This is a genomic window from Streptococcus mitis (genome assembly GCF_946190325.1).
Lineage (GTDB): Bacteria > Bacillota > Bacilli > Lactobacillales > Streptococcaceae > Streptococcus > Streptococcus mitis_CF.
Genome location: NZ_CAMHZR010000008.1, coordinates 28,666 through 50,381, shown reverse-complemented (window position 1 = coordinate 50,381; position 21,716 = coordinate 28,666). Strand labels below are relative to the sequence as shown.

Genomic DNA, 21,716 nt, shown 5'->3' with positions numbered 1-21,716 from the left:
AAACTCTTTAACGATATCTTTCTAGATCCTCGGCCCATTCATTATCTAAACTAACGATTAACTTCTCATTGCCAAACATCCTCGCCATCATTTTTGCTTCTTCATACTTTTGTTTAGCTGTATCATAATCCATCTGAATATAATATTTCCATTCTACCATCAAGACAATCGGTTGTTTTTGAAAATCTCGTGTTTTCTGCCCTATTTTATTTAAGGTCTCAACTGCTCTCTTAAAATAACGAAACAGCCCCATAATTTCTATACAAGCTAAAGAAGCTAACAAGGAATCTCTAAGCAAGTCCAAACAATCGAACTCTATCTTATCAACCTGAGAACTTAGTTTGTCATGAAAACAAAGAATGGTTTCATGCTCAGATTCTTTTATCTCACCCATATTTAAACCATCCATTAACTGACAGTTGAAATACAGTCTCAGTTTCAACAAGTCCTCGGCTTTATATACATCTCTGGATAGTAAGTCTTGAAGACTATCCTCAATCACACTGCTTCCATATAAGGAATTACTAGACATTCTCACTGCATCTATAGCTTGAAGACAATCCACTAGCACTTTCTCATCATGTGGCAAATCATCATAAAAATTCTCAAAAATCTCATCGAAATATTCTTCCTTCTGCTCCTGCAACTCCTTGTCTCCATAGTCAGGGTGATGTAAAAGAAAGTACTTTAATTCTTGGTAGCGTTTAGGCAGTTCCTTATAATCTGGCATCAAGACGTAGGATGGAATTTCTAATCTATCTGCAATATATTCTAGTGTTTTTATAGTCGGTCGAAATTCTCCTTTTTCGATTCTCACCAACTGACGCACTGATAATTCAGACTCATCCCCACAAAAAACTGGACGACTAAGTCCTTTCTCCTCTCTTAAAAGTCGCACTTTATCCCCTAACTCATTTATCTTGTTCATTTGCCCCTCGCATGATTATCAAAGCTTTGATTTTCAAATAAATATATGCGATGATTATACCATTTTTCAAATAGAATTACAAAAAAAGAGACAGGGATTCCCTGCCTCTAGGCTGATAAACAATTATTTACGGCGTCCTGGTCTTTCTTTGTAGCCATAGTAAGAATCTTCGATGATTTCTTGCATATGGTCAACCATTGGAAGGCGTGGGTTAGCTGGTGAACATTGGTCTTCGTAAGCAAGGAAGGCTAATTCACGTGAATGTTCTTTCCATTCTTTTTCGTCGATACCTTGTGCTTTGAAGTTCATTTGGATACCTACGCGCTCACCAAGTTCGTAGACAGCTTTTGCGTAAGACTCCACACCTTCTTCTGGAGTAGAAGCTGGAAGTCCAAGCATGCGTGCGATATCTTGGTATTTTTCATCTGCACGGTAGTAGTTGTACTTAGGCCATGTTGCTGTCTTAGCTGGACGTGTACCGTTGTAGCGGATGACGTATGGAAGCAAGATAGCATTTGTACGACCGTGGATTGTGTGGAATTGGGCACCAATCTTATGTGCCATTGAGTGAGAAATACCTAGGAAGGCATTGGCAAAGGCCATACCAGCGATTGTTGAAGCGTTATGCATTTTCTCACGTGAGTGGAAGTCTGCATTCTTAACTGAGCTTTCAAGATTTTCGAATACAAGTTTGATTGCTTGAAGTGCAAGTCCATCAGTATAGTCGCTAGCCATTTGTGATACGTAAGCTTCAGTCGCGTGGGTCAATACGTCCATACCAGTATCAGCAGCTACAAATCCAGGAACTGTCAATACCAAAGCAGGGTCTACGATTGCCACAGTTGGTGTCAATGAGTAGTCAGCGATTGGATATTTACGGTTGTTTGCTTTATCAGAGATAACAGCAAATGGTGTTACTTCAGATCCTGTACCAGATGTAGTTGGGATAGCGATGAATTTAGTCTTCTTACCAAGCAATGGGAACTTGAAGGCGCGTTTACGGATATCCATGAATTTTTGTACAAGGTCACGGAAGTCCACTTCTGGTTGCTCGTAGAAGAGCCACATTACTTTAGCAGCATCCATTGGTGAACCACCACCGAGAGCGATGATTGTATCTGGTTTGAAGGCACGCATGATTTCAGTACCACGTTCAACTGTAGTGATATCTGGATCTGGTTCTACATCAGCAAAGATTTGGTAAACAACCTTATTGCGACGAAGGTCAAGTTGTTCGATGATACGATCAAGGAAACCAAGCTCTACCATGGCATGGTCAGTAACGATCATGACACGTTCAACGTCACGACATTTTTGAAGGTATTGAATTGAATCACGTTCAAAGTATGTTTTTGAAGGAAGTTTCATCCATTGCATGTTATTTCTCCGTCTTCCGACTTTTTTGATATTCAAGAGGTTAATGGCACTAACGTTATCCCCAACTGAGTTACGTCCGTAAGAACCACATCCGAGTGTCAATGATGGCAAGAAGGCATTGTAAACGTCCCCGATACCACCGAAAGTAGAAGGTGAGTTACAGATAACACGAATAGCTTTAACAGCTTTACCAAATTCTTTAGTCAATTCTTCATCAGCTGTGTGGATGGCTGCTGAGTGCCCAAGACCGTTAAATTCAACCATTTGACGAGCTTTGGCAATACCATCTTCACGGCTTTCAGATTTCAAAACTGCGATAACTGGTGACAATTTTTCACGAGTCAATGGCTCATTTTCACCAACTTCTTTACATTCTGCAGCAAGAATGTTTGTTCCTTCTGGAACTGTAAATCCAGCTTGTTCAGCAATCCAAGTTGCTGGCTTACCAACGATGTCAGCGTTCAATTTCGCACCAGCACAGTTTTTGCTGTTTGCTTTCACGCCAAAGCAGAACTCTTCAAGAAGAGCTTTTTCTTTCTTGTTTACAAAGTAAGTGTGGTAAGATTTGAACTCTGCTACAAATTCATCGTAGATTTCTTTGTCAATGATAACCGCTTGTTCAGATGCACAGACCATACCGTTGTCAAATGATTTAGACATGACGATATCGTGTGCAGCCTGGCGGATGTTAGCTGATTTTTCAACATAAGCTGGAACGTTTCCGGCACCTACCCCAAGAGCTGGTTTACCACATGAGTAAGCCGCTTTAACCATGGCATTACCACCTGTTGCAAGGATTGTTGCAATACCTTCGTGGTTCATAAGCGCACTAGTTGCTTCCATAGATGGTTCAGTAATCCACTGTACACAGTTTTCAGGAGCACCTGCTTTAATCGCAGCATCACGAACGATTTGAGCTGCGTGAGCTGATGATTCTTGAGCTGATGGGTGGAAGGCAAAGACGATTGGATTACGTGTCTTCAATGAAATCAATGCCTTAAAGATTGCTGTTGATGTCGGGTTTGTTGTAGGGGTGATACCACAGACAACACCGACCGGTTCAGCGATGAGGGTCAATCCTGTCACATCGTCTTCTTCGATAACGCCAACTGTTTTAGTGTGGCGCATATTGTTTACTACGTGTTCACAAGCAAACAAGTTCTTAGTTGCTTTATCTTCAAATACACCACGTCCTGTTTCTTCAAAGGCATGTAAAGCCAATTCTCCGTGGGCATCCAAAGCTGCCACTGACGCTTTAGCTACGATGTAATCGACCTGTTCTTGGTCGAGTTTACGCATTTCCTCAAGAGCAACTAAAGCTTTTTGCACCAAGCCATCGACATGCTTTTCAGCAGCGAGTTTCTTTTCTTCTGGTGTCACAGTTTTTTTATCAGCCATATTTTCCTCCATAGCTTTCAAGGATTGATATCCTTTGTTAATTTTTTCACAAGTTTATTATAACGCATTATTTCAACTTTGTAAACAGTTTCATAAACATTTCACAAAGAATTTTTTATTGTTTGTGAATTTTTTCTCATTTTCTTTACTTATCACGTTTTTTCTTTAGAGTTTGTGAAAATCATTTCAAATATTTTTTATTTCACAAACTTACTTGGAAGAGGGATTTGGAAAGAGATAGATTTTCTAGTAAGCGCTTACTTTTAGGTGCTAACAATACCTCCTTTGATAAGGAGGCTTTATTTTTGTTGAAAAACGCCTTGTTTAAAAGTCCCTTCATAAACAACTTCTTGTTCTGTTGTTAGTTTCCCTTTTCCTTCAGCCTGACCATTTACAAAATCACCTTCGTAGGTCCAGCCTTCTTTAGATTGAAAGGTACCTTTTCCGTTGAAGGCTCCATTGTTGAAACCACCAGTATACTGGTCTCCATTTTGGAAGGTAATGGTACCTTGTCCATTCATTTTACCACGTACAAGACTGCCATCGTAAACAATGGTTCCATTATCAAGCTTTAGAACACCTTTTCCGGGAATATTTAGAAAAAAGACGAGTACAGCACAAAAAACAATCGTAACTACTGCCAAAATCTCTAAACGTGGACGAGTCAGATAGATACGATACTTGTCGTAAAAATTCTTAAGATTTTCCATCTTCACTCCCCTTTTCTAAACGTTCTAACCAAGCTTGACAACCCTCTTGAACACGCTGATAGGTTTCCTCAAAATCTCCTGTATACCAAGGATCTGGAACACTTTCAGATGCGAATGAGTAAATCTTATCTTTACAGTCTGCTGGACACATCTGACGTAAGTCAGAAACATTTGAAGCATCCATACCGATAATATAATCAAAGGCTTCAAAATCTTCCTTACTAATCTGAAGCGATGTCTTGCATTTTTCATAAGGAATCTCATACTGTTTAAAAATCCCTTGAGTTCCCTTATGAATCGGATTGCCATGTTCCCAAGAGGAAGTCGCTCGACTTTGGATTTCATAATTATCTGTCATTGATTTCATAACAAACTCTGCCATAGGGCTGCGACAAATATTTCCCAGGCAGACAAAGACTAGTTTTTTCATCCCATTTCCTTTCTTTTATAGAAAAACGGGAGTTCGTGATCCCGTCTTATTTTTCAATTGCACCTTCGAGTGAAGCTGTTTCTTTAAGTGGTAATACTGTCTTGATAGCAGCTAGTTCAAAAGTCAAGTAAACCCCATCTACATCAAGAACAATTGTTTTCTTTTCTGTATCTACTTCATCGACTGTTCCATAAAGTCCACCGATTGTAATAACTTCATAGCCTTTTTGTAATTTATTCAAGCTTTCCATACGTTTTTGTGCTTGTTTCTTTTGAGATCGTTGCGTAAAGAACATCAAGCCCACCATAGCCACAAGAATGATTAAAAATGTATAATTTGGATTCATTTTCTTCTCCTTTGTCTTTTACATAGGACTACTATATCAAATTTCAGCTACTTTTACAAGATTGTACCTTGCTTTTCTAGTAAGAAAAAACCAGAGCTTGCGCTCTGATTTCTAGGATTATTTCAAGTCTCGAACGACTTTTACAAGATTTTCTACAGTAAAGCCATATTCTGCCAATACTTTTGGTGCTGGGGCAGAAGCTCCGAAGGTATCAATACCGAGAACGACGCCATCAAGCCCAACGTATTTGTACCAGTTTTGAGTTGCACCCATTTCGACTGCAACACGACGGCGAACTGCATTCGGAAGAATTTCTTCCTTGTATGCTGCATCTTGTTTATCAAAGACATCTGTAGATGACATGCTGACTACACGGACTTTTGCTCCTTGACTAGCCAATTCTTTGGCAGCTGAGACAGCAAGATTGACCTCTGAACCTGTCGCAATCAAGATTGTATCAAAGTCTGCTGCATTTTCATATACAACATAAGCACCTTTAGCAACCTTGTCGAAGTCTGTTCCCTCTTCGACAGTCAAGTTTTGACGTGTCAAGACAAGGGCAGTTGGTGTTTTCTCACTTGTCACTGCAAGGTACCAAGCTGCTTGAGTTTCACGCGCATCTGCTGGACGGAAAACATTTAGATTTGGCATGGCACGAAGACCTGCTAAATGCTCAACTGGTTCGTGCGTTGGACCGTCTTCCCCAACCGCGATTGAATCGTGGGTAAAGACATAAGTCACAGGAAGTCCTTGTAAGGCTGACAAGCGAACAGCTGCTTTCACATAGTCAGAGAAGACGAAGAAAGTTCCACCGTATACACGAAGTCCACCATGAAGAGCCATCCCGTTCAAGATTGTTCCCATGGCAAATTCACGAACACCAAACTGAATGTTACGGTTCAAGCGATTGGCGTCGTCTTGAAGTCCGTCAGTCTTGATATAAGTCATGTTTGAGTGAGCTAAGTCAGCTGATCCACCCAAGAAGGTTGGCAACTTAGCCGCCACAACGTTCAAGGCATCTTGGCTTGAATTACGAGTTGCTTGAGAGAAGCCATTTTCTAAAGCTGGGAAGTCTGCTGGAGTCACTTCAACTGGATCGCGTCCGTCGATGATGGCTTCTACTTCTGCAGCTAGTTCTGGGTGAGCTTCTTTATAATCTGCAACTAATTTTGTCCAAGCTTCATAAGCTGATGCACCACGGTCTGCAACATGTTCTTTGAAATCAGCGTAAACTTGTTCTGGAATTTCAAATGGTTCGTAGTCCCAACCAAGAGCCTGACGAGTTGCTGCAGTTTCATCTGCTCCAAGAGGAGCCCCATGTACGGCATTAGTTCCTTGTTTGTTTGGAGAACCGTATCCAATAACCGTCTTCACTTCAATCAAAGATGGTTTGCCTGAAGCTTTAGCTGTTTCGATAGCAGCATGGATTGCTTCCAAGTCTGTTCCATCTTCTACCAAGGCAGTATGCCAACCGTAGGCATTGTAACGGTCACGAACACTTTCTGTAAAGGAATCCTTTGTCTCACCATCCAAGTTGATGTCATTTGAATCATAAAGAACAACCAATTTGTCTAGTTTTTGCAAGCCTGCGTATGAAGCCGCCTCACTTGAGACACCTTCCATCAAGTCTCCGTCTCCACAGATAACGTAAGTATAGTGGTCAAAGATATTGTAGCCTTCGCGGTTATATTTGGCTGCCAAGAAACGTTCTGCTTGGGCAAAACCAGTGGCAGTTGAAATCCCTTGACCTAAAGGACCTGTCGTAGCATCAATTCCTGCTGTATGGCCAAATTCTGGGTGACCTGGTGTTTTTGAACCCCATTGACGGAAGCTCTTAATCTCATCCATGCTGACATCTTCAAAACCAGAAAGATGAAGAAGGGCATAAAGGAGCATTGAACCATGACCTGCTGAAAGAATAAAGCGGTCACGGTTAATCCAGTTTGGTTGAGCTGGATTGATACGAAGTTGTTTTGTAAAGAGGCTGTAAGCCATCGGAGCTGCTCCCATAACCACACCTGGGTGACCTGAGTTGGCTTTATTAATGGCGTCAATACCTAGGAAACGGATTGCATTAACAGATAGATTTGACATAGAATTTCCTTTCTATTTGAGGTGATTAGTGAATCACACATTCTATTTTACTATTATATGAAAAAATACATAGAATAGCAATTAAACAATTCGACGTAAATAAGTATTCTATTTGCTATCCTCTAGTCGCCTGATAGTAGGGAAGTAAGCGTTCATAAGCATCTTCTAATTTTTCTAAAATCACTTCTAAAGATTGATTTTCTATGATAGAAACATCTGATTTCACTAAAACTTTTCGGATTTCTTGACTGCCCATCTTCTTGACTAAGGCCTGGCGATTTTCTTCGTTCGCCTCCCATCTTTGACTTTGACCATCTGAGTAGGCTAGATAATAAATCCCTTCAACGGTTGGAATTTCTAAAACTTTGGCCTGCTTGCCTAAAGTTTGCTCATCTTTCTTGCGCTCGATGAAACTGACTTCTAGTGAGACTCCAAAATCAGAAGAACTTCCGTACAAACGTAAGGCCATCATAGGTTCTGTCACTTTCCCCTCACGCTGTAGATAAGCCCAGAAGTGTGGTCGCAAGCGCTGCGCTTGGTTCATCCACCGGCTAGTCTGTTGAAGTTGCCATTCTGGATGGCTTGCTTGGAAAGCTTTGGCCAATTCTGTAAAAGCCTTTCGGGCCTCTTGACCTTTGTGGCGCAATTCCAGCATTTTCTCTCGCTCTTCTCCCGCTTTATCTGGATTACGGTACTGCAAACCAGCAAAGTCTAGATAGTTTCTTATCTCATTTAACATCCGTTTAACCTCTTCTAACTAGCAAAAAATCAGGATAAACCTGATTTTACTTACTCTGTATCTACAACGACATAGCGATTTGGCTCGTCACCTTCAGAGTAACTAGTCACGCCATCCATACGTGAAATAATACGATGGATAATCTTACGTTCGCTATTTGACATTGGATCCGTTTGATGACTGCGGCCTTCTTCTAAAACACGAGTCGCCAATTTTTGCGCATAGGTCTGCAAGACTTCTGCACGGTGTTCGACATAATCATTGACATTGATTGTAATGTAGAAGGTTCTTGAATAGCGGTTGTAAAGATAATTTTGAGCTAACAGCTGCAAGGCCTTCAAGACTTTACCATGGTAGCCGATAATGCGACCTGGCTCATTGGTATCAATTTGTAGATTGATGCTACGACGGTTATAGTCATTTGAAATCGTCGCTTCGACATCCATATCATCAATAATCGTCTGAACATAAGTCGTTACCTCCGTAGCTACTTGTTCAATATCAAAGCTCGGTTCCACCTTTAAGCCCAAATCTTCTAATTCTTGACTTTCAGTTTGTTCAGCTCGACTCTCAACAATAGGAGTTTCTACTTCTTCGATGCCGGCTTCTTCAAGCTGTAATTCATTTAAAATCTCAATATGCCCAGTTTCTTCTAAGATGGTGCTAGCATGTTTTTCATTTTTCAAAATTTCAGCCTTGACTTCATCAGAAACCCCTTGGCCTTCTTCTTCAATCTTTTTAATTGCTTCTACAACATGCCCCAAATCAACGGTCGCTTCACTGACTGTTTTAACTGGTTCATTTTGTTCATTGATTTCTTTAGGAACCCCCTTAACAGCTTGTTGATTTGCCTTAATGACAGTTGTTTCACTAATGGCTTCAATGTCAACCTGGGCTGGTTTTTTACCAAACAAACCAAAAAATCCATTTTTCTCGCGAGAAATGACTTTGATATGAGCCTTCATTCTTGGAATATCTAATTCTTTCAATCCTTTCTGGATTGCTTCTTCAACAGTTGAACCTGTAAATACTACCATTACCAGATTCCTCCTTATTATTTCGTTTTCTGAGCCTTTTTCTTGGCTTTTCTTTTTCTATTTTCCAAATCTTTCTGTGCCTGAGCTACAGCCTCGCGCTCTGCGATAATCTTGAATGGATTGTTCAAGAAATAGGTTTGCAAGACTTGATAAGCATTGGACACTGTCCAGTATAGGGCGACTCCACCTGGCGCATAAACTGCAAAGATAAAAATCAAGACTGGAATCCCATACATCATCGCAGTCGTAGCGCCATTACGCTCAGACAAAGCTTTGTTGGACAGCCAAGTACTTAAAAAGGTGAATACAGCTGCTAAAATCGGAAGAACAAGGGTTGTATCCACACCACCAAGGTTAATCCATAAGAAATGACCTGTCTTTAAAAAGTCAACTCTTGATAGAGCTTGGAACAAGGCCAAGATAACCGGCATCTGAATCAAAATCGGCCAAAGAGAATCTGACTGTCTGACACCCATTTCTTTAAAGACTTTACGCATTTCTTGCTCTAGCTTGGTTCTGCTTTCCATATCTCGACCCGGATATTGTTCTCGAAGCGCCTTAATGCGTGGCTGAGCTTCTTGCATTTTTCTAGAAGCCACCATTTGCACTTGAAAGACTGGCAAGAGAACTGTATGAATCAAGACCGTAAAGAGAATAATCCCCATTCCGATACTGATATCAAACGATAAAAAGCGAATAATTTCCGCAAAGAAGTAAACAAATTTACTCCAAAAATCAGCCGAATCGGCTGTAATATCACTAGTTGTTCCATTAGTCGCACAGGCTGTCATGATCAATAGAGACAGTCCTAGCAAACTAGTCAACTGTAGTTTCTTTTTCACTCCCATTTCCTTCCTGGTAAATCTTTGATAATTTTAATACGTGGAGTAGATTTTTCTCCATCTCTGCGTATTCCAAGGTTTCGACTCCTTTTCGAGCAATGACAACAAAGTCGACATCTTCTACCAGACTCCCTTTTGCATTCTGGATAATATGCCGAATCCGTCGCTTAATTTGATTTCTAGTGACGGCATTCCCCAGTTTTTTGCTAACTGATAGACCAACTCGAAAATGTTTTTTCTGATTTTCTAGTTGGTAGACAACAAACTTGCGATTGGCAAAACTTGTCCCCTCCTTGAAAATCGCCTTAAAATCTTTCTCTCTTTTTACACGAAAGTTTTTCTTCAAAACTCAACTCCATCTATTAAATTACTACTATTATACCATATTTTTCAAAAAAGCCAATCATAGCAAGGTTTTGGACAATTTCACCATAAAAAGAAGTTGGAAAAATCTCTTTCCCAACTCCTTGTACGGAATATTTTTACTAGTTTTACTTATTTTTTCAAGCGTTCAACGTCACGGGCAATAACTAGCTCTTCATCTGTTGGAATAACCAATACACGGATCTTCGCTGCCTCTGTTGAGATGTCTCCTGTCACACCAAAGACGTTCTTTTCTGGATCAACATCACAGCCAAACCAAGAGATACCTGAAATAACATCTTCACGTACGTTTGCAGCATTTTCACCGATACCTGCTGTGAAGATAATAGCATCTGCTCCATTTAAGACTGCAAGGTATTGACCGATATGTTTTTGGATACGGTCAACATACATTTCATAAGCCAAAGTGGCATCGTGGTCCCCTTCTTCCATAGCAGCAATCACATCACGCATATCACTGGATTTACCTGAAACCCCCATTAGTCCGGATTCACGATTAAGAACGTGACTAATGTCTTCAGGAGTATTAAAGTCCTCTGTATATTGCATTAAGTAAGGAATGATCGCTGGGTCAATATCTCCTGTACGAGTTCCCATCATCACACCACCAAGTGGAGTGAAGCCCATTGAAGTATCAACAGATTGACCGCCCTTAACTGCTGTAATAGAAGCACCATTACCGATGTGGCAAGTAATCAATTTCAAGTCTTCTAATGGACGGCCCAAGAGTTTTGCAGCTTCTCCTGCTACAAACTGGTGACTTGTACCGTGGGCACCATATTTACGAACCTTGTTTTCTGTGTAATATTTTGTTGGTAGAGGGTAGCGATAAGCTTTCTCTGGCATACTTGTGTGGAATGAAGTATCAAAAACAACTACACTGGTAATGTCTGGCAACAATTCCTTGAAGGCACGAACACCTGCTGCATTGGCTGGATTGTGGAGAGGAGCCAACAAACTCAACTCTTCAACTTTTTCTAAAACATCTCCCTCAACGACTGTTGATTCTTTGAAATATTCTCCACCCGCAACAACACGGTGTCCAACACCAGTAATCTCATCATAAGCCTTGATAATATCAAAACGAATCAAGTCATCCAATAAAATTTTAACGGCTTGTGTGTGATTTTCGATATCCAAAATTTGTTGTTCAGAACGGCCATCAAATTTTACAGTTGAAATAGAATCTTTCAAACCAATCCGTTCAATTAAACCTTTAGCAAGAACTTTTTCCTCTGGCATTTGATAAAGTTGCCATTTCAAACTTGAACTTCCCGCATTGATTGCAATTGTTTTTGTCATAATATGATACCCCTTTTTAAGCGTTTTCATCTATTATAACAAAATCTATTTTATATTTCAGTACCTTGAGTCCATTTTTGAAAATTTTCTTTAAATTTCATTAAAACACTTGCATCTTGCAAGCTAGCAAGTGGATAAACAAAAGGATCTACTGCTGTTTCACTTTTCTTCTGTAAGATAAAAATCGTCTTGGATTGTTTAGCATTGGCAAAAAGATTTTCAGGCAGACTGATCATGGCAACCAGACTCGCTTCCTCTTTCAACCAGCCTTTCAACAAATCACTCTGAGGACTGGTCAACAAATCACTCGGAGCTAGAAAAATAGCATATCCGTCTGACTTGAGATACTTAAGTCCTTGTTCCATGAGCAAGTGATGGGCGTAAGTATGTTCTTGGCTAGACGCAACTTGATGTCGCGACGCAACGGCATCATCAGGATAATAGCCGACAGGCAAGTCGCTGATGACCACATCGCTTTCTTTGAGCATTTGTGGACGAACGGCATCTCCTTGGACAAAACCAGCCTGCAAACCAATTACATCAGCCATGCTAGCTGCCAAATCAATCAGCAAATCATCCACTTCCATTCCCAAATAATCTACCTTTTTATCAAGCGAGGTCAAGAAAGTAGCGCCCAAAATTCCCATCCCAGAACCCATTTCGAGGATCGTAATCTCCTCCTCTGTAAACAGCTCTTCCACAATAAACACCAAAAGTAAAGCAATGGCATCTGGTGTAAACTGGTGATTGGCCTGCAAGGGGTCTGTTTGCCCAGCCTTCATCAAGAGAAACTGGTAGGTCTTGAGCCATTCTTCTTTGCGTAGCGCTAAACGCTTAAGAGCTTGATTGTTCTCTTTGACCTGCTCTAGCTCAGTTTCACCATCCAAATAGATGCTGTTTTGCTCCACCAGGGCGTCATAAAAGTTGGTCGCCAAATCACTTTGGATAACTTGGACATTCTCTAGTAAATAGGTATAAGCTTGTTCAATTTTTTCAAAATCCATATTCCTATCTTATCAAATTTCCCTTCTTTTTTCCATCCTTATAGAAAAATCACTCCCTGACTAGGCGAGTGATTTTTGGGCTACTGTTAAAAAGAGTTCAGAGTAATTTCCTTGAAACAGGTCTTCAGCGCTATAGAGGATCTGACTATGCACAGATGAAAAGCCATGCTCAATTAGCTGTTTTTCCAGTTCAGCTAAATCAAATCCATGATGATTAGCCTCTGTCTTGGTAAAATCAGCAAGTAGGAGTTGTCCGTCTTCCTTCAAATGTTGATGAAACAGTGAAAGAGCCTCATCCAAATCAGGCATATGGTGAAGAACTCGACTGACAATAATCAGATCAAACTCTTGCTCCAAGGGTTTTTCCAGTAAATCTTGCTCCAAAAACTGGATATTCTTGATGTCTTGCTGTTCCGCTTTCAAACGAGCTTGCTCTAGCATTTTCTCCGAAATATCCACCAATGTTACAGACTTGGCTTGTTTGGCCAGAGGCAAGGTTAATAGACCCGTTCCTCCACCGAAATCCAGAATTTCTTTGTCTGATAGAAGATCAATTTGTTTCTCGACTGCCTGACAAACCAAATTTGCGAGGAAGATGTTTTTGGGCGAATCAAAAGTTTCTGCTTTGTGGTTAAAATCGTGTTTCATGCTTTTAGTTTAGCACAAAGTAGCTGAATTGACTAGGAATTCTCTTTCTTTTCAAGCTTCTCTTCTGATTTTTTCTTCTCCGCTTTTTCACTTGAATCAGTCACTAGCTTTTCCTTTTTATCCGTTTTCTCTTCTTTTATTTTGACTGAAGGAAAGATGAACTCATATTGACTCTTAGGCGTACGAACCCTTGTCACCAAGCTTGTTTTCTTATTTTGATAGCTCACCTGACCCAGATTAAAGGTCTGTTCCCCACTTTCCTTATCAACCTTATCTTTGGTTCGCTTGGCCATAGCAAAAGCAACCAGTTTTTCTTTATTCAAAGCATAGTCTTGATAGTGGGCGATCTGTCGGTTCAAGTAAAATTGTAACAAAAGACTAAAGATAGCTGCCATAGTGACTGCATAGATGAGAACACCCGCCTTAACTTTTTGCTTTTTCCACACGATAGATGAACTCCCTTTCTAAGCCTTTTTGGAATTGAAAACGAAAGCGAACCAGTTGATTATCCTCTGTAATCTGTGCGGATTTGAGGCCATAAACCATAGGCTGATAACCTCGTCCACTGGCATCGGTTTTCCGAAAATCATCTGATTTAGACTTACCTATAGAAATATCCTTGCCATCCTGCTTCATATAGAGACGATTGCCTTCCACTTTTTTGAACTGCGAACGATCTAATTCTACCTCCAACTGGTCCACAAACAATAGCCACTCTTTTTGCTCGCTTTGTTGCTGATAACGAACTTCTGAAATGAGTAGCTGACTCATGGCTTGAAAGAGAAGTAAACTCCCACTGATGACAATGAGAGCAATCAGAGATTCCAACAAGGTGAAAGCCTTGACCTTATGGCTCTTTGATTGCCAACAACTGTTCTGAACCATGGTAGACCTCCAATCCTTTTTCACTAGAAAACACCTGAATCTCAACTCCATTGATGTTTACCTGATTTTGACCTGTCTGCAGAGCCATCTTAGCTACTCTCAAGACTTCTTCCTTTTGCAAGATTTTTGCTTCTTCTCGCCTATTTTTCTGAATTTGTCCCAAAAGGAGCGTCGCAATGCTGGCAAAGATAGCTAGAGCGACTACTGCTTCCAGTAAAATCACTGCCCTAATTTTTTGTTTCCTGAATGCGTTTAATTTTTCCATTTCCTAGATATAATTGATAACGAATCGCTCCTTTACTAGTCTGAAATTCAACCTTAGCCAGGGACGAATTGCCCCCAGCTCGGTCAAATGTAATACTTTGTCCCGATGGTGCCTGAATCCCTTTAGGAACTGTCAACTTTTGTCTGCCATTGCTAATGGTCTGTCCGTCTATACTCAAACTTGTCTTTTGCTGACTAGCTACACTGCGTTTTTGGGTTTCCCGATAGAGTTCTTCAAACTCCATAAAGAAAATCTGCTCCTCTACCGCCGCAAAAGTAGACTGAACAGAGCCGGAAAAGCCCAAGGCAAGGATACTCACAAGTCCCAAAACTAAGAGACTTTCCAGCATGGTAAAAGCCTTAATCATTGACTGTACGATTTTTTCCTCCATTTTTTGTATAGTATTCATTATAGGCTTTAGCCTGCTCTTCTGTGATTCGCCCATCTGCTTGTAACTTGCTTAGGCTAGCCTCTTCATTTTTATCTAAGCTATAAAGCTCTGCCTGGCTTTCTACCACCTTCACAACAGCTGCTTTTCCTTTGTCGTTAACTGCTTCTTTTTGCTTGGTCAAATTAGGCACAAATAGCAAGAGAAGAACACTGATAATCAAAAGGACCACCAACATTTCCACCAATGTAAAAGCTTTTACCTTAGCTTTTTTCAAGTAAGTCATCATTTTTTTCATTCTAAAAATTTACCTCCATATTTTGATACATAGGCATGAGCATTGCCGCATAAAGTAAAACGATTATAAGAGCCACAAAGATAAAGACTAGTGGCTGTACTAAATTCATACTGCGATTCACCCGGGTAAAAAAAGCCTCCCAAGTTTTTTCAGCATAGATTTCCAGTTCACTACCCAACTTGGACTTAACTTCTCCATACTCAATGATAAGACTTAGTTCCTTCTTAAAGAAAGTATAGCTTGCTATAGTATGTGAAAATTCACGCCCGTTTTGCAAAGATTTTGCCAAGTCTTGACCAATTTCTTTAAATAATTGAGAACCTTGTTCCTGCATTATTTGAAAAATCTGACTCAACTCCATCCCCTGAGAAATCATGTTTCCCCATTCACGCGCATAATAGGCTGTCAAATAGGTTTGAACAAAGATACCAAAAAAAGGAATTCGTGCCAGGAGAGAAAAAACACGCATTTTGGAACTTTTTTTATAGAAAAGACTGGCTAGAAATATTGATAAGAAAACCAGCCCTGCTATCCCTAGAAAGATTTGTGGCAGATTGCCGATAATCTGGGTGGCAATATTGCTACTATCCAGTTGTGGTAGCAGGTAGTTACGTAGCCCTAGCATAATTAAGAGAAGAAAAGCCAGCAAAATCAAGGGATAGGTCGCTACTTCAATTAACTTTTTCTTGACCTTAGCCAGATTGTCTAGATATTCTTCTATCTTTCCCAAACTCAGGTGAAGATTTCCATGAACCTCAGCTAGGGATAACTGCGTGACAATGGCACTTGAAAATCCCAAACTTTCCATCATTTCTGAGAATGATTTCCCTTGAGACAAGCCCGTGCGCATCTGGGTCACACACTGCTTGTCCAACAAAGCACTCCTATCTAAAAAGGAGATGGTTTCCACCAGATGAAAACCGCTGGAAAAGAGGTTGTTAAACAAGGTAATGATATTTTTTTGCTTAGCTGTAGCTAATTTTTTCTGTTTCAGCCTGATGACTTGTGATATGTCCATTTTTAAGAAGCTGGTCAATCTGTTCATTCCAGCTAGTTGGCTGGTGTTCTTGATAGTCTTTGTTTGCAAAGTCAACGATTCCTCCTCCCCCGATTAATCTTTGATAGCAGACTCCTTGTAGAACGACTGCCAACTCTTCCTCACTCACACCCAACTCCAGCAGGCGCTCATAAACACCTCGAATGCTCTTGGCATGGATGGTTGAAAAGACTGTCGCCCCTGTCAAACTGGCTCTGACCACTGCACGCGCCGTCTCGCTGTCCCGAATTTCTCCGATAATCAAGAGGTCTGGTCGATGACGTAAGGAAAGTTTGATGAGATTTTCATAGGTTAGTCCAATCGCCTCATTCAACTGCAACTGGAGCATGTCGTCCTGCTTGATTTCGACAGGATCTTCGATGGACATGACTTGCTGTCCTTTAAAGAGAGACTTGGCCAATTCATGCATCAGGGTTGTCTTGCCACTTCCGACTGGACCAGCAAAGAGATAGAGACCACGTTGCCTGTACTGCTTGCCCAATTCATCAATATCCTGAAACCAAAAATGCAAATCCTGCTCCTCATCATGCAACAAGCGAATCACTAAACTCTCATGTCCTCGATAATCGCCTACAGTAGATAGACGTAGAGATGCCATCTTTTGGTCATATTCATAATCACAGGAACCAAGTTGACTACGTCGCTTTTCTCCAACATTCATACCCGCCACAAACTTAAAGTGACTGATGACAGCAGCAAACTTTTCAAAATCATAAGAGCCAATCTTGCATCGATCGTCTCCTACCCTCATATGAAGCTCATAGGCATCTAACTTAGGGACAAAATAAATGTCTTGCGCCCCTTTTTTCCGAGCTGAACGAATGATTTCTTGTGCAATTTCTTGAACCATACTTACCTCCTCAACTATACTATTCGCAAAGAGTTGGAAAAATAAAAAAAGCAACTCCAAAAAGTTACTTTTCTCTAATTTAATTTCATACGGCAAGAACGATGCCTTTCCTGACCAGTTTGTTTTTCATAGCCTGGGCGTAGTTTTTCATCTGGAATAACCTGCTCGTCCTGCAAAAGAGCCAAAGAATGGTATTGTTGTAAATACTCGTCACATTCATCACACCAGCGTTGGTCTTCTGGATCCCAAAAAATGGTCATCAAATCACTTCTACTTTTATAAAGAGGGGATTCTTGTTCCAATCTAAACCAGCAAGTTTTATAGTATTTGAGAGCATCATAATACTGGTCAAATTTCTTACTAGCTACAATATCTTCTTCCCAACCTTCTAAGAACCACCAAGGTTCAAAATCTCCATACATTTCTATAACACGATACATATTCATTCATTTCCTTTGTATCGTATATTATAACCAATTCCATTAAACAAGGAAAGAAATATGCTCATTTCTTAATTTTTTGATAAAAAATCCAGCCATCTGGTGGATGACTGAATTTCTATTTACTTACGTGATAAAAATTTTTCGTTTCCTAAGCTTCAGAAATGTCGTTTTCGATAATGACCTTGATGGCATGGTGGTCTGCTGCCTTACTGAAGACTTCATAGGCTTTTTCAATTTCACTGAGTTTGAAATAATGAGTTACCAATTTTTCTGGTTCAATCTTATGACTTTCAAGTGCTTTCAACAATTGTGGAGTGGTATTTGTAGATACCAAACCAGTTGTTACATTGATGTTGCGAATCCAAAGTTTGTCTAAATCGAATTCAACTGGTTTACCATGCACACCACAGTTGGCAACTGTTCCGTCTATACCGATAATCTTTTGACAGAAATCAAATGTTGCAGGAATACCAACAGCTTCAATAGCGACATCTACACCACGGCCATCTGTCAAATCATAAATTTCTTTAATGGCTTTTTCAGGGTCTGAAGAATTAACTTTATGAGTCGCACCAAATGATAAAGCAGTTTCCAAGCGGTTATCGTCTAAGTCCACCATAATCAATTTGGCTGGTGAGTAAAACTGAGCTGTCAAGAGACCAGCCAATCCAACAGGTCCTGAACCAATAATGGCTACACTACAACCAGGTTCTACTTTCCCTTTCAAGACACCAATTTCATATCCAGTAGGTAGAATGTCTGATAACATAACCAAGGCTTCATCTGACAAGTCTTCTGGAGTATGGTAAAGAGTATTATCTGCATGAGGGACACGTAGATATTCAGCCTGCATACCATCAATCAAGTGACCGAAAATCCAGCCTCCTTCGTCTTCACAGTGGGCATAAATCCCTTTTTTACAGTAGTAGCATTTACCACAGGCACAGACACAAGAAATCAAAACCTTGTCGCCTTTTTTGAAGTTAGAAACTCCTTCTCCAACTTCTTCAACAATCCCAATCCCTTCGTGACCAAGAATGGTACCACTTTGACAAGCGGGAACATCCCCTTTGATAATATGGAGGTCTGTTCCACAAATAGTGGTTTTTACGATACGTACAATAGCGTCTGTTGACTTGCGAATAACTGGTTTATCTACATCAACAAAAGAAGCAAGTCCTGGTTTAACATAAGTATAGGCTTTCATAAAGCAATCCTCCGTTTTTTTATTTGTACTATTTTTAATACAATTGTAAGCCTTTTCATTTGTTTGTTCAAGTTTTTTTGTGATTTTTTTAACTTTTTTATTTACCAGTAAAGCAATGCAGATAAAAAGCAGAAGCTTGTCTGCTTTCATTCTTAACAAAGAGAAACTTCACTGCTGCAGAAGAACTTTCGATTAACATAAAACGATTAAACAGAGACGATATTACTGATAGATGGAGAATATTCTTCTGTATCATTGAAACACTAGGACATCCAAAACAATTGCACTTTCAGTAAATTTCTATACTAAAATTACAAATAATCTCTGCAATATTATCTAGGCTGCAAAACTCACTTGATAATTTACATTTTACCAACAATTTTGACAATAGCTTTTGTCTTTAAGAGCATAAAAACGGCCTTGCTTCTCACTTAACGAGATTCAAGACCGTTATTTAAGATTTTTATTTTACACTTGAAAAAGAGAGGTTTCTATTTTATAGTTCTATCTTCTGCTATTTGATTGTGTAGATGATGAACTTGATGTACTGCTTGAAGTATTACTTGAGCTTGGTGTAGATGAGAAACTACCAATAATACTTGACCAAGCATTTTGGTAATCTGCTTCACTTCCTCCAATAGCAAAGTGATAGCTTGTCGTAGGAGCTCCCGTCTTGGTAGCCCAATAGCTCGTTACAGTAGAACCTGAAAGATCCACTGTTCTTCCATTAACGGATACTTTGCCAGGTTTCTGCCCTGTTGATCTGAGGACCTGAGATTGAGTCACACTAGAATCAAGATTAAAGCGTTCATTGCCCCAAACACCAGGCTCAGCCTGTTGGATAGCATTGACCAAGTGGGCCATATATTTGGCATTTCGATAATGCCCAGCCCCCTTAGCCATTGGATGGTTGTCATCGTGGCCTAGCCAACCACCTAGAGTCAATCTTGGTGTCGAAAGCATGAGCCACATATTTTCATCCTCGTTGGTTGTACCAGTCTTACCAATCCAGTCTGCACGAGCTAAGCTTGAATTGATAGAAGCCAAATCCGTTTGGAAACTTGAAGTGATCCGAGATGAAATCACCTCACGAAGCAAACTCTGCATAATCGTTGCTGTTGCCTTCGAGTACACTTGAACTGGTTTGTCTTGGAATTCATAGATTACTGTGCCATCAGATGATTCAATCTTAGAAATCACATGTTTCTGATGGTAAACACCGTTATTGGCAATTGTTTGATAACCATTAGTATGCTGGGCGACTGTAACTTCAATACCACCACCCATAGGTAGACTTTCGATACCGTACTCTGGAATTTCGTAACCCATTTTTTCCATATAGCTCTTAACATCGACACCTTTTTCACGAAGCATCCGATAGGTCCAATAGGCTGGAATATTCCATGAATAGTTTAAAGCATCACCCAAATTGACCATATCTGTGCCTTTACTACTACCATGCACAATCGGACTACCATTGGCAAAATTTGTAGGATAATTTGACAATATGCTAGCACTTCCCATCAAACCTTGGTCAATGGCAATTCCGTAGGCCAGCAAAGGCTTGGTTGTAGAGGCTGGCGAACGCTTAGTGTCAAAGGCGTGATTGTTTTGGTTAGTCTGGTAATTACGACCACCAACAAAGCCTAGAACAGCCCCCGTTTTATTGTCCATCAAAACATTCCCTACTTCAGGCTGCCCAGTCGAATCATCTACCAAATGACCATAGCTAGCAACTGCATTTTGCATGGCCGCATGGATTTTTTTATTGATCGTTGTAGTGATTTTGTAGCCGCCATTACTTAGTTCCTGCTCAGCTCTCTCATGATAAGCCTTTCGAATCGCTTCATTTTTCAACTCTTGGCTCGAAACATTATCCTGTCGAACTAAATAATCATACATACGGTCTGTCGCTTCAGCCATAGCTGTAAAGTAGAGATAATCTCTCGAAACACCATTGACAGTACCTGATGGCAAGAAGTCTTGTTTAAGACTATAATCCTTGTACTGGTCGTATTCTTCCTGAGTCAGAGCACCCGTACGGTACATGTTGTAGAGAACATCCTTGGCCCGCTTCAAACCAAGTTCTAAGTCTTCATCACTCTTTAACTCTCCAGTATTTTCATAAGGAGAATAAGTAATCGGACTCTGTGGCAAACCTGCTAGGAAGGCAGCTTGGGGAATACTCAACTTGTTGGCATCGATACCGAAAATCCCTTCAGCAGCTTGCTGGGCACCTGCAATATTCTGCCCTTTATGATTTCGACCAAAGGGAGCAACATTGAGATAAGTCGTCAAGATTTCATCCTTACTCATGCTACGTTCCAAGGCAAGGGCATCAACAATTTCTGTAGCCTTACGAGCCAAAGTCGGAGCATCCCCAACCACTTGTTGCTTGATTAACTGTTGGGTCAAGGTCGAGCCCCCGCTAGATGAGCCCAAACCTGCAAAGGTTCCCAAAGTCGCCCGAATCACAGCTTTTGGCACAACCCCGTTATGTTCAAGAAAATGTTCATCCTCAGTAGCAACGATAGCCTTTTTGAGATTGTCCGATATTTCCTCAGATGAAACAGAAGTTCGCAGTAGGTCACTCTCGATAGAAGCAATAACACTCCCATCTGCATAAACAATTTCTGAGATGGAAGAAATATTTTTAACCTGCTTGACTAAGTCCTCCGCTTGGGGAACCTTGGCCTTATCAAACAAAGCAACTCCATAACCAAGAGCTACACCAGCACCAAAAAGCCCACCGATAAAGCCTAGAATAAAGAGAGTATTCAAAATTCCCTTAATAGCAACTAAAATGCCTCCCAGGATAGACAGGATCTTCCCACCTGTCCCATCCAACTTCTTCTCTTTTGGGACTTTCTCTGATTTTATATGATTTATTTTTGATTTTACTCGCTGGAAAAATTCCAGCATTTTTTGTTTTAATACATTTAATTGATTTTGCATGGATTTCCTCACTCTATCTATTATACCATAAAAGGGAAACTTTCAATAAAATAGCCACTTTCTTCCCTATTCTACTAGGCTATTGCCCAAGTTTGTGATACAATAGTTAGAAACAATATTTTTAAAAAG

At 40.3% G+C, this 21,716-nt stretch carries 23 protein-coding genes; all 23 read right to left on the bottom strand.

Going from position 1 to position 21,716, the window contains the following annotated elements:
* Nucleotides 1–7: 7 nt before the first annotated feature.
* Complete coding sequence (locus N8M95_RS08480; RefSeq protein WP_261117014.1) at nt 8–928, bottom strand: helix-turn-helix domain-containing protein; 921 nt, start codon at nt 926–928, stop codon at nt 8–10.
* Between the two features lie 123 nt (nt 929–1,051).
* On the bottom strand, nt 1,052–3,703 hold the full coding sequence (gene adhE, locus N8M95_RS08475; RefSeq protein ID WP_261068177.1) for a bifunctional acetaldehyde-CoA/alcohol dehydrogenase: 2,652 nt from the start codon (nt 3,701–3,703) through the stop codon (nt 1,052–1,054).
* A gap of 299 nt (nt 3,704–4,002) precedes the next feature.
* The gene (locus N8M95_RS08470; protein WP_000429311.1) at nt 4,003–4,413 is read right to left on the bottom strand and encodes an MORN repeat-containing protein; all 411 of its coding nucleotides are present in this window, start codon (nt 4,411–4,413) and stop codon (nt 4,003–4,005) included.
* Entirely contained in the window at nt 4,400–4,843 is a 444-nt protein-coding gene (locus N8M95_RS08465; RefSeq protein ID WP_000737435.1) for a low molecular weight protein-tyrosine-phosphatase, read from the bottom strand. Before N8M95_RS08465 ends, N8M95_RS08470 begins: the two co-directional genes overlap by 14 nt.
* Nucleotides 4,844–4,889: 46 nt before the next feature.
* A complete protein-coding gene (yajC, locus tag N8M95_RS08460) occupies nt 4,890–5,189 on the bottom strand; it encodes a preprotein translocase subunit YajC (protein WP_261117013.1) in 300 nt (99 codons plus the stop codon).
* 117 nt (nt 5,190–5,306) lie between these two features.
* A complete protein-coding gene (gene tkt, locus N8M95_RS08455; protein WP_261117012.1) occupies nt 5,307–7,283 on the bottom strand; it encodes a transketolase in 1,977 nt (658 codons plus the stop codon).
* A gap of 115 nt (nt 7,284–7,398) precedes the next feature.
* On the bottom strand, nt 7,399–8,022 hold the full coding sequence (locus tag N8M95_RS08450) for a ribonuclease P (RefSeq protein WP_261117011.1): 624 nt from the start codon (nt 8,020–8,022) through the stop codon (nt 7,399–7,401).
* A 50-nt stretch (nt 8,023–8,072) separates the two neighbouring features.
* Nucleotides 8,073–9,059, bottom strand: a complete 987-nt coding sequence (jag, locus tag N8M95_RS08445; RefSeq protein ID WP_020902385.1) for an RNA-binding cell elongation regulator Jag/EloR — start codon at nt 9,057–9,059, stop codon at nt 8,073–8,075.
* Between the two features lie 17 nt (nt 9,060–9,076).
* Nucleotides 9,077–9,901 carry a membrane protein insertase YidC gene (locus tag N8M95_RS08440; protein WP_261117010.1) on the bottom strand — a complete coding sequence of 275 codons (825 nt, stop codon included), beginning with the start codon at nt 9,899–9,901 and terminating at the stop codon, nt 9,077–9,079.
* A complete protein-coding gene (gene rnpA, locus N8M95_RS08435; protein WP_261023146.1) occupies nt 9,876–10,247 on the bottom strand; it encodes a ribonuclease P protein component in 372 nt (123 codons plus the stop codon). The genes N8M95_RS08440 and rnpA overlap by 26 nt, the downstream gene beginning before the upstream one ends.
* Before the next feature lie 149 nt (nt 10,248–10,396).
* Complete coding sequence (locus tag N8M95_RS08430) at nt 10,397–11,587, bottom strand: acetate kinase (RefSeq protein WP_247930608.1); 1,191 nt, start codon at nt 11,585–11,587, stop codon at nt 10,397–10,399.
* Between the two features lie 50 nt (nt 11,588–11,637).
* Nucleotides 11,638–12,591, bottom strand: coding sequence for a class I SAM-dependent methyltransferase (locus N8M95_RS08425; RefSeq protein WP_247930607.1), 954 nt, complete (start codon nt 12,589–12,591; stop codon nt 11,638–11,640).
* A 60-nt stretch (nt 12,592–12,651) separates the two neighbouring features.
* Nucleotides 12,652–13,239 (bottom strand): class I SAM-dependent methyltransferase, encoded by a 588-nt coding sequence (locus N8M95_RS08420; protein ID WP_247930606.1) that lies wholly within the window; start codon nt 13,237–13,239, stop codon nt 12,652–12,654.
* A 32-nt stretch (nt 13,240–13,271) separates the two neighbouring features.
* Nucleotides 13,272–13,685, bottom strand: a complete 414-nt coding sequence (gene comGG / locus N8M95_RS08415; protein WP_261117009.1) for a competence type IV pilus minor pilin ComGG — start codon at nt 13,683–13,685, stop codon at nt 13,272–13,274.
* A complete protein-coding gene (gene comGF / locus N8M95_RS08410; RefSeq protein WP_261117008.1) occupies nt 13,663–14,124 on the bottom strand; it encodes a competence type IV pilus minor pilin ComGF in 462 nt (153 codons plus the stop codon). The genes comGG and comGF overlap by 23 nt, the downstream gene beginning before the upstream one ends.
* A complete protein-coding gene (comGE, locus tag N8M95_RS08405) occupies nt 14,087–14,389 on the bottom strand; it encodes a competence type IV pilus minor pilin ComGE (protein WP_261117007.1) in 303 nt (100 codons plus the stop codon). The genes comGF and comGE overlap by 38 nt, the downstream gene beginning before the upstream one ends.
* Nucleotides 14,352–14,756, bottom strand: a complete 405-nt coding sequence (gene comGD, locus N8M95_RS08400) for a competence type IV pilus minor pilin ComGD (RefSeq protein ID WP_261117006.1) — start codon at nt 14,754–14,756, stop codon at nt 14,352–14,354. The genes comGE and comGD overlap by 38 nt, the downstream gene beginning before the upstream one ends.
* Nucleotides 14,749–15,075, bottom strand: coding sequence for a competence type IV pilus major pilin ComGC (gene comGC / locus N8M95_RS08395; RefSeq protein ID WP_261117004.1), 327 nt, complete (start codon nt 15,073–15,075; stop codon nt 14,749–14,751). Before comGC ends, comGD begins: the two co-directional genes overlap by 8 nt.
* Nucleotide 15,076: 1 nt before the next feature.
* Entirely contained in the window at nt 15,077–16,093 is a 1,017-nt protein-coding gene (gene comGB / locus N8M95_RS08390; protein ID WP_261117020.1) for a competence type IV pilus assembly protein ComGB, read from the bottom strand.
* Entirely contained in the window at nt 16,041–16,982 is a 942-nt protein-coding gene (comGA, locus tag N8M95_RS08385) for a competence type IV pilus ATPase ComGA (RefSeq protein WP_261027858.1), read from the bottom strand. The genes comGB and comGA overlap by 53 nt, the downstream gene beginning before the upstream one ends.
* Before the next feature lie 74 nt (nt 16,983–17,056).
* Entirely contained in the window at nt 17,057–17,422 is a 366-nt protein-coding gene (locus N8M95_RS08380; RefSeq protein WP_064275827.1) for a DUF1033 family protein, read from the bottom strand.
* A 151-nt stretch (nt 17,423–17,573) separates the two neighbouring features.
* Nucleotides 17,574–18,632: a zinc-dependent alcohol dehydrogenase family protein gene (locus tag N8M95_RS08375; protein WP_261117003.1), complete on the bottom strand. Its 1,059-nt coding sequence runs from the start codon at nt 18,630–18,632 to the stop codon at nt 17,574–17,576.
* A 504-nt stretch (nt 18,633–19,136) separates the two neighbouring features.
* Entirely contained in the window at nt 19,137–21,587 is a 2,451-nt protein-coding gene (pbp1b, locus tag N8M95_RS08370; RefSeq protein WP_261117002.1) for a penicillin-binding protein PBP1B, read from the bottom strand.
* Nucleotides 21,588–21,716: the final 129 nt, after the last annotated feature.

What these genes read in the sequence shown, in the direction of transcription:
- N8M95_RS08425 (WP_247930607.1), bottom strand. Translation starts at nt 12,591, where the DNA reads ATGGATTTTGAAAAAATTGAACAAGCTTATACCTATTTACTAGAGAAT.
- comGB (WP_261117020.1), bottom strand. Translation starts at nt 16,093, where the DNA reads ATGGACATATCACAAGTCATCAGGCTGAAACAGAAAAAATTAGCTACA.
- yajC (WP_261117013.1), bottom strand. Translation starts at nt 5,189, where the DNA reads ATGAATCCAAATTATACATTTTTAATCATTCTTGTGGCTATGGTGGGC.
- tkt (WP_261117012.1), bottom strand. Translation starts at nt 7,283, where the DNA reads ATGTCAAATCTATCTGTTAATGCAATCCGTTTCCTAGGTATTGACGCC.
- comGE (WP_261117007.1), bottom strand. Translation starts at nt 14,389, where the DNA reads ATGGAAAAATTAAACGCATTCAGGAAACAAAAAATTAGGGCAGTGATT.
- comGD (WP_261117006.1), bottom strand. Translation starts at nt 14,756, where the DNA reads ATGATTAAGGCTTTTACCATGCTGGAAAGTCTCTTAGTTTTGGGACTT.
- N8M95_RS08375 (WP_261117003.1), bottom strand. Translation starts at nt 18,632, where the DNA reads ATGAAAGCCTATACTTATGTTAAACCAGGACTTGCTTCTTTTGTTGAT.
- N8M95_RS08380 (WP_064275827.1), bottom strand. Translation starts at nt 17,422, where the DNA reads ATGTATCGTGTTATAGAAATGTATGGAGATTTTGAACCTTGGTGGTTC.
- N8M95_RS08450 (WP_261117011.1), bottom strand. Translation starts at nt 8,022, where the DNA reads ATGTTAAATGAGATAAGAAACTATCTAGACTTTGCTGGTTTGCAGTAC.
- N8M95_RS08430 (WP_247930608.1), bottom strand. Translation starts at nt 11,587, where the DNA reads ATGACAAAAACAATTGCAATCAATGCGGGAAGTTCAAGTTTGAAATGG.
- N8M95_RS08480 (WP_261117014.1), bottom strand. Translation starts at nt 928, where the DNA reads ATGAACAAGATAAATGAGTTAGGGGATAAAGTGCGACTTTTAAGAGAG.
- comGF (WP_261117008.1), bottom strand. Translation starts at nt 14,124, where the DNA reads ATGGTTCAGAACAGTTGTTGGCAATCAAAGAGCCATAAGGTCAAGGCT.
- N8M95_RS08465 (WP_000737435.1), bottom strand. Translation starts at nt 4,843, where the DNA reads ATGAAAAAACTAGTCTTTGTCTGCCTGGGAAATATTTGTCGCAGCCCT.
- comGA (WP_261027858.1), bottom strand. Translation starts at nt 16,982, where the DNA reads ATGGTTCAAGAAATTGCACAAGAAATCATTCGTTCAGCTCGGAAAAAA.
- pbp1b (WP_261117002.1), bottom strand. Translation starts at nt 21,587, where the DNA reads ATGCAAAATCAATTAAATGTATTAAAACAAAAAATGCTGGAATTTTTC.
- N8M95_RS08470 (WP_000429311.1), bottom strand. Translation starts at nt 4,413, where the DNA reads ATGGAAAATCTTAAGAATTTTTACGACAAGTATCGTATCTATCTGACT.
- comGC (WP_261117004.1), bottom strand. Translation starts at nt 15,075, where the DNA reads ATGAAAAAAATGATGACTTACTTGAAAAAAGCTAAGGTAAAAGCTTTT.
- adhE (WP_261068177.1), bottom strand. Translation starts at nt 3,703, where the DNA reads ATGGCTGATAAAAAAACTGTGACACCAGAAGAAAAGAAACTCGCTGCT.
- jag (WP_020902385.1), bottom strand. Translation starts at nt 9,059, where the DNA reads ATGGTAGTATTTACAGGTTCAACTGTTGAAGAAGCAATCCAGAAAGGA.
- N8M95_RS08420 (WP_247930606.1), bottom strand. Translation starts at nt 13,239, where the DNA reads ATGAAACACGATTTTAACCACAAAGCAGAAACTTTTGATTCGCCCAAA.